This is a genomic window from Yersinia sp. 2542 StPb PI (assembly GCF_048593855.1).
GTDB lineage: Bacteria > Pseudomonadota > Gammaproteobacteria > Enterobacterales > Enterobacteriaceae > Yersinia > Yersinia enterocolitica_E.
In genome coordinates, this window is sequence record NZ_JAZGQA010000090.1 from 1 (window position 1) to 17,690 (window position 17,690).

A 17,690-nucleotide genomic window follows, 5' to 3' on the forward strand; every position below is an offset into this window, starting at 1 on the left:
GTGAATTTTAATTAACATCAGAGAATAAACTTCTGTTTATTTGCTTGCGGCATTCCCTACACCGTTATTCATGGTGCGGGTAATACTCTGCTATTATCATGAGGCGTGTTTATATGGACAGCAAGATCCCTAATGCCCGTTGGTTTCGCGTTATTGTTCCAATAATGATTGCTTGTATTATTTCTTTTATGGACCGGGTAAATATTAGTTTTGCATTACCTGGTGGTATGGAAAGTGATCTGGCAATTACCAGTCAAATGGCTGGTTTAGCGGGCGGTATTTTCTTTATTGGTTATTTATTTCTACAAGTACCGGGTGGCCGTATTGCGGTTCATGGCAGCGGCAGAAAATTTATTGCTTACTCTCTTTGTGTTTGGGCCGTCGTCTCGATTCTGACCGGTTTTGTCACTAATCATTATCAACTGCTATTCCTGCGCTTTGTGCTCGGGGTGTCAGAAGGCGGCATGCTGCCAGTGGTGCTGACTATGGTCAGTAACTGGTTCCCGGAACGCGAAATCGGCCGGGCCAATGCTTTTGTTATGATGTTTGCCCCAATTGGCGGCATGTTCACCGCACCGCTATCGGGTTTCATTATTAATGCTCTGGACTGGCGTTGGCTGTTTTTCCTCGAAGGTTCACTGTCAGCCGTGGTGCTGGTGATGTGGTGGTTTGTTATCAGTGACCGACCAGAGGAAGCCAAATGGTTGTCGGCAAGGGAGCGCGATTATCTGGTGACTGAGTTGGCGCGGGAACGGGCTGAACGGATGCTCGATGCTCCGGTGACCAATGCGCCATTAAAGGCGGTATTCCTGAATAAAGGCTTGATGAAACTGGTCGCACTGAACTTCTTTTATCAGACCGGCGATTATGGTTATACCTTATGGCTGCCGACCATCTTGAAAAACCTAACCGGCGGTAATATGGCTTCTGTCGGTATTCTGGCGATTTTACCCTTTATTGCCACCACTGCCGGTATCTACCTCATTTCTGCCTTGTCGGACAGAACCGGTAAGCGCCGGCTGCTGATTATGGTTTCCCTGTTCTGCTTCGCCGCCGGTCTGGTGACGTCGGTGATTTTCCGCCACAACGTACTGGTCTCTTACTTGGCACTGGTGGTGTGCGGTTTCTTCCTCAAAGCCGCAACCAGTCCATTTTGGTCAATTCCGGGCCGTATCGCGGTGCCAGAAGTGGCGGGTGGCGCACGCGGGGTGATCAATGGCTTAGGCAATCTGGGCGGTTTCTGCGGCCCGTATCTGGTAGGTGTGATGATTTTCTTCTATGGACAGAGTGCGGCAGTTTGCATGCTGGCAGGCTCCCTGATTATTGCGGGATTGATAACCTTAACCCTGCCGAAAGAGTGTGATGTTGAAGTTAGCACGGCGGGGAAGGGCATCGCTGACAAAGGTTTGGCTAAAGCTAAACGCGCTTAAGCCGTGGTGGGGTTTTGGTGGATAACCACTATGCCCCGCCATTTATCACCGGAGAATTTCATGAATCTACAACAGCAATTAGCTCGCTGTCAGCAGCATCAACAACTACTGCAATTGCCTCATTTTAATCATGAAACGGCCTGGCGGTTGGGTGAGAAAATAAAGTGTCAGGCTGAGCGGCAAGGCGTGGCTCTGGCCATCGATATCACGGTAAATCGTCAGACACTGTTTAGTTATGCCATGTTGGGGACTAGCGCTGAAAACCATGACTGGCTGCGACGTAAACGCAATGTGGTAGAGCTACTTAATACCAGCTCTTATGCCGCTGGCTTGATGTTACAGCAGCGTCAAACCTCACTGGAAGCACGCTATGGTGTCAGCTTGCGGGATTATGCCGCCTTGGGCGGTGGCTTTCCGTTACAGGTTCAACAGGCTGGTGTGATTGGTAGTGTGAATGTGTCCGGCGCCCCCCATCTGGATGATCACAATCTGTTGTTACAGGTATTGGCAGATTTTATCGGCCTGCCTCTGGGCAGCATTGAACTTTTAACACCCTTGAGTGAATAAGGAATGGCGATGAACGCGACCCTCACCCGAGTCACGCAACGTATTACTGCGCGATCGGTAGCCACCCGTACTGCCTATTTGCAACGTATCAGCGCGGCAAAGGAAAATACAGTTCGCCGTTCGCAACTGGCCTGTGGCAATTTGGCGCATGGTTTTGCGGCCTGCCAGCCGGACGACAAAATTGCGCTGAAGAACATGGTGCGCAGCGATATTGCGATTATTACCTCCTATAACGACATGCTATCGGCACATCAGCCGTATGAACATTATCCGCAACAACTAAAAGATGCCTTGCATGCGGTGGGGGCGGTCGGCCAGGTGGCGGGCGGTGTTCCGGCGATGTGTGACGGGGTGACGCAAGGGCAGGATGGCATGGAACTGTCGCTGATGAGCCGCGATGTAATTGCGATGTCTGCGGCGATTGGCTTGTCACACAATATGTTTGATGGAGCACTCTATCTTGGGGTGTGCGACAAAATTGTCCCCGGTTTGTTAATGGCGGCGTTGTCATTCGGTCATTTACCGGCGGTTTTTGTTCCTGCCGGGCCGATGGCCAGCGGCCTGTCTAATAAAGAAAAAGTGCGGGTGCGCCAGTTGTTTGCGGAGGGCAAAGTCGATAGACAGGCTTTATTGGACGCGGAAGCTGCCTCCTACCACAGCGCCGGTACCTGTACTTTTTACGGTACCGCCAACTCCAACCAGATGGTGATGGAAGTGATGGGGTTACACTTGCCCGGCTCTTCCTTTATCCAGCCCAATACGCCGTTACGTGATGCGCTCACCGCCGCCGCCGCCCGTCAGGTCACGCGCCTGACAGAAACCAGCGGTAGCTATTTACCCATTGGTCAGTTGGTGGATGAAAAGGTGGTGGTCAATGGCATTGTGGCACTACTGGCGACCGGCGGTTCGACTAACCACACCATGCATTTAGTGGCGATGGCGCGCGCGGCGGGGATCATCATCGATTGGGATGATTTTTCTGAGTTATCGGAAGTGATACCACAGTTATGCCGCATTTATCCCAATGGCCCAGCAGATATCAACTACTTTCAGGCGGCCGGTGGTGTAGCGCTGCTGGTAAAAGAGCTGTTGCAGGGCGGTTTACTCCATGAGGATGTCCATACCGTGGCCGGATTTGGCTTGCAGCGCTATACCCAAGAGCCTTATCTGGAGCAGGGGCAATTATGTTGGCGTGACGGGGCGCAGCAATCGCTGGATGAAACTGTTATTGCCAGTATCGCGATGCCTTTCTCACCACATGGCGGCACCAAAGTCTTAAGTGGCAACCTGGGGCGGGCAGTGATGAAAACCTCGGCAGTACCGCGTGATCATCAGATCATTGAAGGCCCGGCCGTGGTGTTTGAAAGCCAGCACGACGTCGGTCCGGCATTTGACGCCGGCGCACTGGACCGCGATTGCGTGGTGGTGGTGCGTTATCAGGGGCCGCGTGCTATTGGTATGCCGGAGTTGCATAAACTGATGCCACCATTAGGTGTATTACTGGATCGTGGCTTTAAGGTGGCACTGGTCACCGATGGCCGTTTGTCTGGCGCGTCAGGTAAAGTGCCCTCAGCCATCCATGTGACACCCGAAGCGTATTGTGGTGGTTTGCTGGCGAAAATCCGTAATGGCGATCGGGTGCGTGTTGATGGTGTCACTGGCGAGCTTTCACTGTTAGTGGATCAAGCTGAATTGGCTGCCCGCCATACCGACTTGCCAGATATTGCTGCCTTCCACGTAGGATGTGGCCGTGAATTGTTTGGTGCATTGCGCGAACAATTTTCCGGTGCTGAGCAAGGGGCTTGTTGTATCCGTTTTTAGTCATAAAACAGGGGGAAGGGGCATCAGTAACCCTTTTTCCCCTCATATTACTTGCCATACAGATTAATCCTGAAAACTCCATTTCCACCTTGAATCAATATTACGCCGGCTATTTTCGACTATCCTTATGAGATGTCCTTTTTTCACTCATGGAGAACGCATATGAACCGAGATAAAGAACAGCAAACCTCGCTGGATGACGATCTGACTATGCTGACCGATACGCTGGAAGAAGTGCTGCGCGCCTCGGGTGATGCAGCTGATGAAAGCTATCAAGAGATTAAAGCCCGGGCGGAAAAAGCATTAAAGGAGGTTCAGAACCGTTTGAATGGCCGCAGTGAATGCTATATCAAACGGGCGAAAGCACTGGCGTGTTGCACCGATGATTATGTGCGTGAAAAACCTTGGTGCAGCGTAGGGATAGGGGCGACTGCTGGCTTGATCGTGGGGCTATTGATCGCCCGTCGCTGAAGGATTGACGGCTGATCACTGGATCCATTACCCGGGGCTGCGGCCCCTTTATTTTTCAATTGCCACTTTGCTGCAACGCGACATAATTGCAGGCTAGCCAGTAGACACCTGTGCTGAGTGCCAGATAACACTTATTGAGTATACAAAACCATCAATATCAAATATTAGTGTGATAACTAACAATAACTTTTGAATCTGACTTTTCTTATTATTCACGCCCCGTATAATCCCACTCTTTCTGTTGATTTGCCGAGGTGGTCGTGAAACAACTTTCTGGTTTGCTGGGTGAATTACGGCAGAAATTACGTGCCGGTTTCCCTGACCAGGCAGGTATCCGGCAAATTATCGTGCCCGCACCGGGTCGAATCGGTAGCCAACTATTAGAGTGGCTGGCCGCCCAATGCCATTTCCCACAATTTTACTGGCTCCATCGCGAAGGCCATGAAGAGGCTGCGGTCTGCGGTCAAACTCGGCTCTTCAATGATATGCAAGCGGCTGACCATTTTATTCAGCAGCATCGGGATGCGAGCGGATTACGTATTTGGGGCTTGAATGCCTTTGAACCGGTGATCGTTAACCAGCATGCCGATGGCGCGCCACAGGCGCAGGCCAGTTTCCTGTTTCTGCCCCGCATTGAAATATTACGTCGGGGTGAGCAGACCTATTTAACGCTCAATTTGACCAGCGACTTCTCCCTACAGCAAGATGCTCTGCACGCAATTAGCTTTATCGACCAACTGGTGGCTGCCAGGCCGTTGCCTGCACTTGATACTCAGGTGCAACATGCCCACCATATGCCGGAATATCCGCAGTGGCGCCATCTTATTCAGCACGCGTTGGCTGAGATTGAGCAGCAGAAGATGGAGAAAGTGGTACTGGCGCGTGCCACCCAACTGACGCTGGATAAGCCTCTCTCCAGTGGGGCATTTATGGCCGCCAGCCGGCAGGTCAATCATCACTGTTTCCACTTTATGCTGCGTTTTGATGCGCGGCGCGCATTTCTCGGCTCCAGCCCTGAGCGCCTCTATCTACGCCAGCAGTTGCATCTGGAGACTGAGGCTCTGGCGGGCACGGTATCCAGCGCAGAAAACCCGCAGCAGGCGGCAGAACTGGCCGATTGGCTGATGCATGATGAAAAGAATCAACGCGAGAACTTGTTGGTGGTAGATGATATCTGCCAGCGATTGCAGGGCGGGGTGGCAGCAGTCGATGTAATGCCACCGGAAATCATCCGTTTGCGTAAAGTGCAGCACTTGCGCCGCTGCATTCACGCCCAACTCACCCGCGCCAGTGATACCGATTGTTTGCAGCGTTTGCAACCGACGGCGGCCGTCGCCGGTTTGCCTCGCAACGTCGCGCGGCAGTTTATTGCGCAGCATGAACCTTTTTCCCGCGGCTGGTATGCCGGTTCTGCCGGTTATCTTTCGGCAAAACAGACTGAATTCAGTGTCGCCCTGCGTTCTGCCAGGGTAGAAGAACAGCAGGTCCATCTGTATGCCGGAGCCGGCATTGTGGCAGGCTCTGACCCGGAACAGGAATGGCAAGAAATTAACAATAAATCAGCCGGGCTACGCACCTTGCTGGAAAGTCAGCCGTAGGATAATAAAATGCTGTAATTAACCGCACTCATTATGTGGGCGGATTGTGACACCTAAGCGGCAGGTGTAAACTGTGAGCACTTTCCTTACTTATAACCATTAATCAGTCACTCCGGGCTTTTTTAACAGGATGAAGCACTATCCTCATGTTGATTATCGGGGTCGCAGTGTCTGTTAACTGACTGTTGAGCGAACCATGTCGACAAGTGTTTTTAACCGTCGTTGGGCGGCGTTGCTACTGGAAGCCTTGACCCGCCACGGTGTGCGTCATATCTGTATTGCTCCCGGCTCCCGCTCGACTCCGTTAACACTGGCGGCAGCGGCCAATCCCGCGCTGGTTTGTCATACCCATTTTGATGAGCGCGGTTTGGGCCATTTGGCCTTAGGTCTGGCAAAAGCTTCCACCGAGCCTGTGGCCGTTATTGTCACTTCCGGTACTGCCGCCGCCAATCTTTATCCTGCTCTGATTGAAGCCGGGCTGACCGGTGAGCGGCTGGTGTTATTGACCGCAGATCGTCCGCCAGAATTGATTGATTGCGGTGCCAATCAGGCTATTCGCCAACAAGGGCTATTTGCCAGCCACCCCGCGGTAAGCCTCAACTTACCCCGCCCGACGCCTGATATTTCTGCCAATTGGCTGGTTTCTACACTTGATAATGCGATGGCGCAATTACAGCACGGTGGCTTACACATCAACTGCCCGTTTGCCGAACCCTTGTATGGCGGTGATGTGCGCGCCTATGCCGAATGGTCTGCCACCTTAGGCGACTGGTGGCAGGGGAGCCATCCGTGGTTGCGTCAATCTTTATCGGTACCACAAGGCCAGCAAGCGGACTGGTTTTTCTGGCGACAAAAGCGCGGAGTGGTGATTGCCGGGCGGATGACGGCACAAGAGGGGCAGTTACTGGCTGAATGGGCTGATCTGCTCGGTTGGCCACTGATAGGTGATGTGTTGTCACAAACCGGACAGCCGCTACCTTGTGCTGACTTATGGCTTGGGCATCCCACCGCTAAAACTATTCTCTCGCAGGCGCAGATTGTGCTGCAATTGGGTAGCAGTCTAACCGGTAAGCGGCTGTTGCAATGGCAGGCTGGGTGTCAGCCGCAAGAGTACTGGTTGGTCGATAACCTGCCCGGTCGCCTCGATCCGGCGAATCATCGTGGCCGCAGAATTATTTCACCGGTGAATGCATGGCTGGAGGAACATCCAGCACAGCGCCGCACGCCGTGGGCCGCTGAGCTGACCGTCTGCTCGGAGAATGCTCAAGCCCATGTGGCTGAAGCCTTGAATGAGCAATTTAGCGAAGCCGCGGTCGCGCATCAACTGGCAGAATTATTGCCAGATAATGGTCAGTTGTTTGTCGGTAACAGTTTAATTGTGCGTTTGATTGATGCGTTGGGCCAACTGCCTGCTGGCTATCCGGTTTACAGTAACCGTGGTGCCAGTGGCATCGACGGTTTATTGTCAACGGCAGCCGGTGTTCAGCGCGCAACCGCTAAGCCGACGTTAGTTATCGTGGGTGATTTATCGGCCTTATATGACCTTAATGCTCTCGCCTTATTGCGCCAAAGCTCGGCCCCTACGGTGCTGCTGGTGGTGAACAATAATGGTGGGCAGATTTTCTCGTTGTTGCCTACCCCAGAAGCAGACCGCCAGCGCTTTTATTGTATGCCGCAAGATGTGAGTTTTGAGCACGCCGCAGCTATGTTCAGTCTGCATTATGCCCGACCGGATAGCTGGCTCCAGCTCCAACAACAGGTGGCGCAATGTTGGTTGCAAGGTGGCGTTACATTGATTGAAATCGTGGTGCCGCCAAGTCAGGGGGCAGAAACACTACAACAACTGGTGCAACAGGTGGCCCAATTATGACGCTGGCTTGTCGTAAACTCGATCCCCACCCGCAGTCTCCCGCCCGGCATCATAGTGGGCCATGGTTGGTGTGGTTACATGGTTTGTTAGGCAGTGGTCTGGATTGGTTGCCGGTTGCTGAGTTATGTGGCGATTATCCCTCGCTGCTGATAGACCTGCCCGGCCACGGTAAATCGGCCGCCGAGACTACCTGTGGTTTTGCGGATATCAGCCGTCAGTTAGTACAAACGTTACAGGCTAACGGTATTCGCGAATATTGGCTGGCAGGCTACTCTTTAGGGGGGCGAATTGCGATGTATCACGCCTGCTATGGTAGCCATCATGGTTTGCAGGGCTTATTGGTCGAAGGGGGTAACCTCGGGCTGGAAAGCGCTGAATTGCGTGAAAAACGCTTGCAGCAAGACCGCCTGTGGGGGCAGCGTTTCCGCCAAGAGCCGTTGCCGCAGGTGCTGGCTGACTGGTATCAACAGGATGTATTTGCTGATTTAGACCCACAACAGCGCGAGAAATTGGTGTTACTGCGGGCGGACAATCATGGCCCATCTGTCGCTGATATGCTCGAAGCAACGTCACTCGGTCATCAGCCTTGGCTGCTACCGGCGTTACAACGGCTCACGGTCCCTTACACTTATCTGTGTGGCGATCGCGACCATAAATTCCAGCAATTGGCTGTTCAATACCAGTTGCCATTACGCACACTGGCACGTGCCGGACACAATGCCCATCGGGCGAATCCCGGTGCTTTTGCCGCGCAGGTACTTTCATTTTTATCACAGTCTTCATTTTTGTCACTCTCCCGTTAAAGGAATGCTTACTATGCTTTATCCGAGCGAAGAACAGTTGTACGCCGCTATCGACTGGCAGGATTGCTCTACTGGATTTGAAGATATTCGTTATCACAAATCCAGCGATGGTATCGCCAAGATAACCATCAACCGCCCCCATGTGCGTAACGCATTCCGCCCGTTAACGGTTAAAGAGATGATTCAGGCGCTGGCTGATGCCCGCTATGACGACAATATCGGGGTGATCATTTTGACCGGCGAAGGTGATAAAGCGTTCTGTTCCGGCGGTGATCAGAAAGTCCGTGGCGACTACGGCGGCTATAAAGACACCAGTGGCGTCCATCATCTGAATGTGTTGGATTTCCAGCGCCAGATCCGCACCTGCCCGAAACCGGTTGTGGCAATGGTTGCAGGTTATTCCATTGGTGGCGGTCATGTATTACACATGATGTGTGACTTAACCGTCGCCGCTGATAACGCTATTTTCGGCCAGACCGGGCCAAAAGTCGGTTCATTCGACGGCGGCTGGGGTGCGGCTTATATGGCGCGTATTGTCGGCCAGAAAAAAGCGCGTGAAATCTGGTTCCTGTGCCGCCAATATGATGCTAAACAAGCCTTGGATATGGGGCTGGTGAATACCGTAGTGCCCATCGCTAAACTGGAGCGTGAGACGGTGCGTTGGTGTCGTGAAATGCTGCAAAACAGCCCCATGGCGCTGCGCTGCCTGAAAGCTGCCCTGAATGCTGATTGTGATGGTCAGGCGGGTCTGCAAGAGTTGGCCGGTAACGCCACGATGCTGTTCTATATGACCGACGAAGGTCAGGAAGGGCGTAACGCATTCAATGAGAAACGCCAGCCGGACTTCAGCAAATTCAAGCGTAATCCGTAATGCGCGCGGCCACGCTTTACCACTATAGCCTTCCGATGGAAGCGGGAGTGATACTGCGCCACCAGCGGCTGAAAAGCCGCGATGGGCTACTGGTTAAATTACAGCAGGGCGACCAGATTGGCTGGGGAGAAATTGCCCCCTTACCGGAGTTCAGCCAGGAAACCCTGCCTGAAGCTCAGGTTGTGACACAGCATTGGCTGCAAAACTGGGTGAATGGGGCAGAACCTGAATTTGATGCTTTGCCATCAGTTGCTTTTGGCCTTAGTTGTGCGCTGGCGGAGCTGAATCAAACGCTGCCATTAGCGGCAAATTACCGCAAAGCACCACTGTGCACCGGTGATCCAGATGAGCTATTTGCAGTGTTACAAGCACTGCCTGGGGAAAAAGTCGCCAAGGTGAAAGTCGGGCTGTATGAAGCGGTGCGCGATGGCATGATTGTTAATGTGCTGCTGGAAGCTTTGCCGGATTTGACACTACGGCTGGATGCCAATCGTAGTTGGACGCGGGCGAAAGCTGATGGGTTTGCGAAATATGTCAATCCTGAACTGCGTGCCCGCATTGCATTTTTGGAAGAACCTTGTAAAACCCGCGCCGAGTCTCGAGAGTTTGCCCGTGACACGGGGATTGCTATCGCTTGGGATGAGAGCGTGCGCGAGGCTGATTTTAAGGTTGAAGCCGAACCCGGCGTGGTGGCGATTGTTATCAAACCGACGCTGGTGGGCAGCATCAGCCGCTGTCAGCAACTGGTGCAGCAAGCGCATCAGGCGGGATTAGTGGCGGTGATCAGTTCCAGCATTGAATCCAGTCTTGGCTTAACCCAACTGGCCCGGCTGGCTGATTGGCTGACACCGGATACCGTGCCGGGGTTGGATACACTGAACCTGATGCAGGCACAGTTAGTCCGTCCGTGGCCGGAGAGTCCCTTGCCTATGGTAACAACCGAACAGTTGGACGTGCTATGGCACAGTTGAATGATTGGCCCTGGCAATATTCTTCTCCCTGGACTTACTCTTCTCCTTGGAAATACTGGGCCAATCTGCGACCTCAGGCGATCGCCATCCGCTCGGGGTCACAACTGATCAGTTGGCAACAATTGGCGGCTGATATCGATAGCCTGGCGGCGGGTTTTCAACTGCAAGGTGTCGTCCCCGGTAGTGGTGTGGTACTGCGTGGTAAGAATAGTCACACATTGTTGATGGCTTATCTGGCGGCATTGCAGTGTGGCGCGCGCGTTTTACCGCTCAATCCACAGTTACCTGATGCGTTGCTGGTACCGCTTCTGCCCCAGTTGGATATTGATTTTGTGCTGAACCTGGCAGCCCCGTTGTCAGCGGCTCTCTGCTTCACGCCACTGGTACTTGATACCGATAACGCCGTTATGACACCGGTTGTCTGGGATAGTCTACGGCTGGCGACGATGACATTAACGTCGGGCTCTTCCGGTTTACCCAAAGCCGCAGTGCATTCGCTGGCGGCGCATCTGGTTAGCGCCGATGGCATATTAAAGCTGATGAGTTTCACCTCGACGGATAGCTGGTTGCTGTCGTTACCGCTGTTTCATGTCTCGGGGCAGGGGATTGTCTGGCGCTGGCTGAGTGCCGGGGCCACCTTGGTGGTGCAAGAGGGGATGGCATTGCATGATGCACTGGCCGGATGTAGCCACGCTTCTTTAGTTCCCACTCAGCTATGGCGGTTACTGGCAACAGATGACTTGGTGTTAACACTGAAAGAGGTGTTACTGGGGGGAGCAACCATCCCGACCACCCTGACACAACATGCCGAAGCCCGTGGCATCCGCTGTTGGTGCGGTTATGGGCTGACGGAGTCGGCCTCAACGGTTTGTGCCAAACGTGCCGATGGCTTGCCCGGTGTGGGGGTAGCGCTGGCGGGGCGCGAGGTAAAACTGGTAGCAGATGAAGTATGGATAAAAGCAGATTGCCTTGCGGCGGGTTACTGGCAGCAGGGAAAGTTGCGGCCAATAACTGACAGTGAAGGGTGGTTTCATACCCGCGATCGCGGTCTGTGGCGGCAAGGTGAACTGCATATTCTCGGGCGGCTGGATAATCTGTTTTTCAGTGGTGGCGAGGGCATTCAGCCGGAGGATATTGAGCGGGTTTTGTCACAGTATCCGGGGATACAACAAGCTTTCGTCGTGCCGATGGTTGATGCTGAATTCGGCCACCGACCGGTCGCGGTGATAGATGCTACCGATGAGGTGGATGAGGTGAGTTTATCAGATTGGCTGATACCACAGTTGGCGGTATTCCAGCGACCAATTGCGTTTTACCGTTTACCGGCGGCGCTTAAGCAGGGGGGGATTAAGGTATCCAGACAGGCGGTTATTGATTTTGTGGCTAAGTTGATTTGATTTGATTTGGTGATCGGGTTCGGTTGTTAAAGCCCCGGGCAAACAGCCATCGTCTTTATCGGTAATATTCCTGATTGCGCCTCAACGTCAAAAGAGAAAATCAAAACCCTGTCTTTAGGGTCTTGACCTTAAAAAGCACATTTGAGCTGCCGAGTGAAGAATGTAGCAAGGGAAATCCGGCATGGACGCCGGATTTAGGCGTCACGCGGAGGGACCCACGACAACACTGCGAAGCAGTTTTGAACAACGCTTGCGTTGGCCCGGAGGGTAGCCTCGAAGAGGCTATAATAGCCGTCCCGTCAGCGAAATGATGAGCCGAGGGTACCTGTGAAGCAGGCAGGCGATACGTGCGCAAGCGCGGGATTCCACAAGGGGGCCGCTGCCCCCTTTGGCGGTTGAGGCGACGGAGGTAGGTTAATCACTGAACTGATATCAACCGAACCCAATCACCGAAGCAATTAGCAACCTAACATGATCACTTAATCGATTAACAACCGAACTAATCACGAATAATGATAGATAAGCCCTAATTTAACCCTAGCGCCTTTTTAACCCCATCACCATAATCCGGGTGAACCTGAGTAAACAACGCCACCTGACGGCGCTGAATATCTTCCGGTACTTGTGACAACTCACCGGCAATGCGGGTAAACATCCGCTGATGCTCCTCTTCACTCAGCAGGTTAAACAACGCCCGTGGCTGGGAGAAGTAATCATCATCCTCACGGTGATTCCAGTGATCTGCTGCGCCTTCCAGTGTTAATGGCGGTTCGCTGAAATCAGGTTGTTCCTGGAACAGGCCAAAACTGTTTGGCTCATAAGTTGCACCATTACCACTGTTACCATCAACACGCATTGCGCCATCGCGATGGTAGTTATGGAACGGGCATTTAGCACTGTTGACAGGGATCTGATGATGGTTCACACCTAAGCGATAGCGTGCAGCGTCGCCGTAAGAGAACAGCCGGCCTTGTAACATCCGATCAGGGGAGAAACTCACCCCCGGCACCACGTTAGCCGGATTAAATGCCGCTTGCTCAACTTCGGCAAAGTAGTTTTCCGGGTTACGGTTCAGTTCGAAGAAACCAACATCAATCAGTGGGTAATCGCCGTGTGGCCACACTTTGGTCAGATCAAACGGGTTGTAAGGTGTTTGTGAGGCTTCATGTTCCGGCATCACCTGAATTTGTAGATTCCAGCGCGGGAAGTCTTTACGTTCAATAGCGTCATACAGGTCACGTTGGGAGCTTTCCCGATCAGTTCCAACCAGTTTTTCAGCCTCATCATCCATAAGGTTTTCAATGCCTTGTTGGCAGCGGAAATGGAATTTAACCCAGAAACGCTCATTGTTGGCATTGATAAAACTGAAGGTATGGCTGCTGAACCCATGCATATGACGATAAGATTTTGGCAGGCCACGGTCACTGAAATCGATCGTTAACTGATGCAGAGACTCAGGGAGTTGGGAGAAGAAATCCCACTTATAAATAGGGTTGCGCAGGTTAGTGCGAGGGTCACGTTTAACCACGTGGTTCAGGTCAGGGAATTTCAGCGGGTCACGTAGATAGAACACCGGCGTATCGTTACCCACTAAATCCCAGTTCCCTTCCTCGGTATAATATTTCATGGCGAAGCCACGAATATCACGTTCGGCATCGGCAGCACCACGTTCACCAGCCACCGTTGAGAAGCGGACAAACATTTCGGTTTGTTTGCCTATTTCTGCGAAAATTTTTGCGCGGGTATATCGGGTAATATCGTGGGTAACAGTAAAGGTACCGTAGGCACCGGAGCCTTTAGCATGCATGCGGCGTTCTGGGATCACTTCACGATCGAAATGGGCCAGTTTTTCCAGAAACCACACATCTTGTAATAGCATTGGGCCACGTCGGCCCGCAGTAACAACATTATTATTATCAACAACGGGTGCGCCCGCAGCAGTAGTTAATCCTTTCTTTTTGCTCATCATTTTCTCCAGTATGGCTGTTGAATTGATTGCTTTCTCGGGTGTTTTACAGCATTACATCGCGTCAAAAGCCTGATTGACAAAATAATAATTTAAACAACAACAAGGGGTTATTCTTTGATCTCCACACTAGTTGTAGCCTTATTGGTTGTATTCAGCAAATAGGCATACCTTATCGTTGTTATTGTTAGCATAATACGGATCTATAGCTTCGATATTTACAATCATTTGAATTACTGTGGTATTTAATCGGTTTTTGGTATGTTTATGCTGTTTTTTTCGGTTAAACTCGGACAGGAAAAACCTGTCGGCCAGAATTTGCTCGCGGGTGACATCACGAATAACGAGAGAAAAATATGAAAAAGCATTTAATCGCGTGTGCAGCCAGCCTGCTGTTTGTGGCGGGTTCCGCCAGTGCCGTGAGTTTTAATGGTGAAGTCGGCAGTGATTACACCAATTTAGGTTTTGGCATGGGCACCAACACTGGCGGTTTGGCTATCAATGGTAACTGGGCACGTAGTGATCACGATGGTGATGTCTACGGACTGGGGCTGGGCTTCAACCTCCCCCTCGGCCCAATGATGGCAACGGTCGGTGGCAAGGGTATCTATATGGCACCGGAAGACGGTAGCAGCGGTGGTGCAATTGCGATTGGCGGTGGGTTAACCTATCCTATCAACAAATCGTTCACTCTGTACGGTGAAGGTTATTTCGCCCCGGAAGAGCTGACCAGTGGCATGAAATCCTATAGCGAAGCTAACGGTGGTTTGCGCTGGAGTGTATTCCGCCCGTTAACCGTGGATGTCGGTTACCGCTATATCAATATGAAAGGTAAAGACGGACATCGGGATAACCGTGTGGCGGATGGCGTGTATATCGGCGCAGGTTTAGCATTTTGATTATCCTTCGTCCTTGATGTTGCAGCGTTGTTGGCCGCGCTCGCTCACCCGAATCACTGACGTGAGTCAGCTCATCGGGATTTTCTCGTTTGCCGCCTAGCTGCAACGCCAATGGCTTTGGATAATAAATTGATTTTAATGATAAATCGGTAATATTTGATTAAAAAAGGGCGCATTCCTGACAGGATATGCGCCCTTTTAATTGGGGAGGGTATTAGCCGACAGCCGGTAATGCGCCAGTCACTATCCCCACTTGAATGGCAATGACCATCACACCACAGGCAAATACCGCAGCCAGTGCTGGTTTCCCACCCCAGACCCGATAGTGCCCCTGATGGACCTTACGGGCTTTCCACGCCAGCATTGCAGGCAGCAGTAATGCCAGAACTGACAGCGCCACCGCAGCAAAGCCCAATGCCATAATAAAGCCACGCGGGTAAAACAGCGCAAACAGCAACGGGGGGGTGAAGGTGATAACCCCCGTTTGCAAGCGGCCTCGCACTGAATTACGACGTTTAAATAAGTCGGCCAGATAATCGAACAACCCTAAGGCCACACCAAGGAATGAGGTAGCCAGTGCCAGGTCTGCAAACAGGTGTACTGCCAGCTCAACGTGAGGTGAGGCCACGACATCGCGTACCGCTTGTAATAAGCCGTTCAAACCTGCCTGTTGCGCCAAAATACCGACAAAGGTATGAGAGGAAATAGCCCCAAGCGTGGTCAACTGCCAGAAGATATAGGCAACCAGCGGAATGGCGCTGCCGATAATAAATACCCAGCGCAACTTGCGAATATTGCCACCCATGTAATTGACGATACTCGGCACACTGCCGTGGAAGCCAAATGAGGTGAATATCACCGGAATAGCGGACAGTGCCAACCCTTGTTCCAGCGGCAGTGTCAGTAGGTTGGTTTTTTCGATATGCGGCATCATCAGTGCCAGCATCACAATCAGAAAAATGATTTTGGCGCTAAATAAGATGCGATTGAATAAGTCGACTGAGTGGGTGCCGATACAGACCACACCGCCCGCGACCAGTGTAAACAGCAATACGCCGAGTGAGGTTGGAAACGATTGTTGCGTCCATTGGCTGATACTGGTTGCCAGTAATTCACCGGCGCCGCTGATATAGGCAGCAGTCAGGGCATACATCAGAAACATCATACTGAAACCAGTCAACCATTGGCCCCGGTTGCCAAGATAGCGTTTGGCCAAAGTACCAAGCCCGGTATCTGCCGCTTCATGCTGATAAACTTCAACCAGCAGTAAAGCGGTGTAACACATTAATATCCAAAGAGAAATAAGCAATACAAGTGTGACACCAAAGCCCACGCCTGCGGCTGCCAATGGCATCGCCAACATACCTGCACCAATGGTGGTGCCGGCAACGATAAATATACTGCCCAGAGTGCGATTCTTCACGCTTTCCTCTACTACATGACAATTTATTGGAATTATTGAGTGCAGCAGGGTAGTGGATTGCCCTGTTTGTGTCAAATGGACGTTACGCAAGGTGTAAACTTATCGTTACTATGATGAATGCACTGAAAAATAGATTGTTCGCGGGGTTGTTTATTTCGATGATGGATAACCATTGTGTTTATACGGTGAGATTTATAAAGTGAATGTATTCCCGTCATACTTCAAGCCGCATGTGCGTTGGCTGCGTTCATTACTCGGCCCGTCCATGGGCCTGGCCTCTGTGAGGCCGCTGCCTGCCGCCTTCCTGCAACTCGAATTATTTAGGGTATATAAGTAACCACGGAGAAAAAAATGATCAGAGTTGAGATGTTGAGTACCGGAGATGAAGTGCTGCATGGGCAGATTATCGATACCAACGCGGCATGGCTGGCTGACTATTTATTTAATCAAGGCTTGCCAATCAGCAGTAGGGAAACGGTCGGTGACTCACTTTCGGCACTGATAGAAGTGCTGACCGAACGCAGTCAGGTTGCTGATGTGTTGATTGTCAACGGCGGGCTGGGGCCAACCAGTGATGATCTGAGCGCATTGGCTGCCGCCCGCGCCGCCGGAACGGAGCTGGTTGAACACCCGGAATGGATCGCACGTATGGAGGCTTTCTTCCATGAGCGCGGCAGGGTGATGTCGGCGACTAACCGTAAACAGGCACATATTCCGGCTAATGCTGAAATGCTGGATAACCCAGTAGGCACGGCGTGCGGTTTCGCGTTACGGCTAAATAAGTGCCTGATGTTCTTCACACCCGGCGTGCCATCAGAGTTTAAAGTAATGGTTGAACAGCAAATCATGCCACGTTTACGCCAACATTTTGATGTGGCCGAACCCCCATTATGCTTACGTATGACCACTTTTGGCCGCTCGGAAAGTGATTTGGCACAGGAACTGGACCCACTGCGACTCCCTGAGGGGGCGGTGTTAGGCTACCGTTCATCTGCACCGATTATTGAATTGAAGCTGACCGGTCCTGCCTCGCAACATCAGGCGATGGAACAGGTATGGCAGCAGGTGAGGGAAGTGGCGGGAGACAGCACCCTATTTGAAGGTACGCGAGGGTTGCCGGCATTGTTAGCTGAGCAATTGAACCAACGCGGCTTGCTACTGGCGGTGAGCGAACAATTTACCGGCGGGTTGATGAACTGGCAGTTGCAGAGTGCTGGTGTGCCATTGGCGGGCGGTGAACTGCTACCGGCGCATTGTCAGGAGACATTAGACGAGATTGCCTGCCGTGCACAATCGTTATCTATGTTGTGTGGTGCGCAAGTGGTGCTGGCGGTCGGCGCTATGCAAAATGATCACCTGAGTGTGGCTCTGTATACCCCTGAAGGAACATTTGCTCAAACAGTACGTTATCAGGCCAGCCGTCATGGTCTGCGTATTCGCCAGGAAAGCAGTGCGATGCTGGCGCTGGATATGGTGCGCCGTTGGTTGAATGGTCGCCCGGTGTGTGGTCAGCATGGCTGGTTAGATGTAGTTAAGATTTTGTAGTTAATCAATAACTCTCGATAATAAAAAGGCGCATATTTAAATTGCGCCTTTTTATTAT

At 52.0% G+C, this 17,690-nt stretch carries 14 protein-coding genes; 12 read left to right on the forward strand and 2 right to left on the reverse strand.

All coding sequences use genetic code 11. The features are described from left to right. Nucleotides 1-113: 113 nt before the first annotated feature. The 10 genes from V1952_RS12495 to menE all read left to right on the forward strand — a co-directional run bounded on the left by V1952_RS12495 (nt 114) and on the right by menE (nt 11,799). The gene (locus tag V1952_RS12495) at nt 114-1,430 is read left to right on the forward strand and encodes an MFS transporter (protein WP_372559461.1); all 1,317 of its coding nucleotides are present in this window, start codon (nt 114-116) and stop codon (nt 1,428-1,430) included. A 60-nt stretch (nt 1,431-1,490) separates the two neighbouring features. Continuing rightward, entirely contained in the window at nt 1,491-1,997 is a 507-nt protein-coding gene (locus tag V1952_RS12500) for a heme-degrading domain-containing protein (RefSeq protein WP_372559460.1), read from the forward strand. 9 nt (nt 1,998-2,006) lie between these two features. Next, nucleotides 2,007-3,818, forward strand: coding sequence for a phosphogluconate dehydratase (gene edd, locus V1952_RS12505; protein ID WP_420074841.1), 1,812 nt, complete (start codon nt 2,007-2,009; stop codon nt 3,816-3,818). Nucleotides 3,819-3,980: 162 nt separating this feature from the next. Beyond that, nucleotides 3,981-4,289, forward strand: a complete 309-nt coding sequence (locus V1952_RS12510; protein ID WP_083158274.1) for a DUF883 domain-containing protein — start codon at nt 3,981-3,983, stop codon at nt 4,287-4,289. 260 nt (nt 4,290-4,549) lie between these two features. Next, nucleotides 4,550-5,887: an isochorismate synthase MenF gene (gene menF / locus V1952_RS12515; RefSeq protein ID WP_372559458.1), complete on the forward strand. Its 1,338-nt coding sequence runs from the start codon at nt 4,550-4,552 to the stop codon at nt 5,885-5,887. A gap of 196 nt (nt 5,888-6,083) precedes the next feature. After that, nucleotides 6,084-7,757: a 2-succinyl-5-enolpyruvyl-6-hydroxy-3-cyclohexene-1-carboxylic-acid synthase gene (gene menD / locus V1952_RS12520; protein ID WP_420074842.1), complete on the forward strand. Its 1,674-nt coding sequence runs from the start codon at nt 6,084-6,086 to the stop codon at nt 7,755-7,757. Further along, complete coding sequence (gene menH, locus V1952_RS12525) at nt 7,751-8,560, forward strand: 2-succinyl-6-hydroxy-2,4-cyclohexadiene-1-carboxylate synthase (protein ID WP_372559927.1); 810 nt, start codon at nt 7,751-7,753, stop codon at nt 8,558-8,560. The genes menD and menH overlap by 7 nt, the downstream gene beginning before the upstream one ends. A 13-nt stretch (nt 8,561-8,573) precedes the next feature. Further along, entirely contained in the window at nt 8,574-9,431 is an 858-nt protein-coding gene (menB, locus tag V1952_RS12530) for a 1,4-dihydroxy-2-naphthoyl-CoA synthase (RefSeq protein WP_420071720.1), read from the forward strand. Then, on the forward strand, nt 9,431-10,402 hold the full coding sequence (menC, locus tag V1952_RS12535; protein WP_420074843.1) for an o-succinylbenzoate synthase: 972 nt from the start codon (nt 9,431-9,433) through the stop codon (nt 10,400-10,402). Before menB ends, menC begins: the two co-directional genes overlap by 1 nt. Next, entirely contained in the window at nt 10,390-11,799 is a 1,410-nt protein-coding gene (menE, locus tag V1952_RS12540) for an o-succinylbenzoate--CoA ligase (protein WP_420074844.1), read from the forward strand. Before menC ends, menE begins: the two co-directional genes overlap by 13 nt. Nucleotides 11,800-12,325: 526 nt before the next feature. Here the strand turns inward: menE and V1952_RS12545 are convergent. Then, nucleotides 12,326-13,765: a catalase gene (locus V1952_RS12545; RefSeq protein WP_420071724.1), complete on the reverse strand. Its 1,440-nt coding sequence runs from the start codon at nt 13,763-13,765 to the stop codon at nt 12,326-12,328. Between the two features lie 356 nt (nt 13,766-14,121). Between V1952_RS12545 and V1952_RS12550 the strand changes: the two genes are divergently transcribed. Continuing rightward, the gene (locus tag V1952_RS12550; RefSeq protein WP_372559453.1) at nt 14,122-14,664 is read left to right on the forward strand and encodes a YfaZ family outer membrane protein; all 543 of its coding nucleotides are present in this window, start codon (nt 14,122-14,124) and stop codon (nt 14,662-14,664) included. 214 nt (nt 14,665-14,878) lie between these two features. On the opposite strand, the gene tyrP is transcribed toward V1952_RS12550, so the two are convergent. Next, on the reverse strand, nt 14,879-16,087 hold the full coding sequence (gene tyrP / locus V1952_RS12555) for a tyrosine transporter TyrP (protein ID WP_372559452.1): 1,209 nt from the start codon (nt 16,085-16,087) through the stop codon (nt 14,879-14,881). Between the two features lie 351 nt (nt 16,088-16,438). Between tyrP and V1952_RS12560 the strand changes: the two genes are divergently transcribed. Next, nucleotides 16,439-17,632 (forward strand): nicotinamide mononucleotide deamidase-related protein YfaY, encoded by a 1,194-nt coding sequence (locus tag V1952_RS12560; RefSeq protein WP_083158283.1) that lies wholly within the window; start codon nt 16,439-16,441, stop codon nt 17,630-17,632. Nucleotides 17,633-17,690 lie beyond the last annotated feature (58 nt).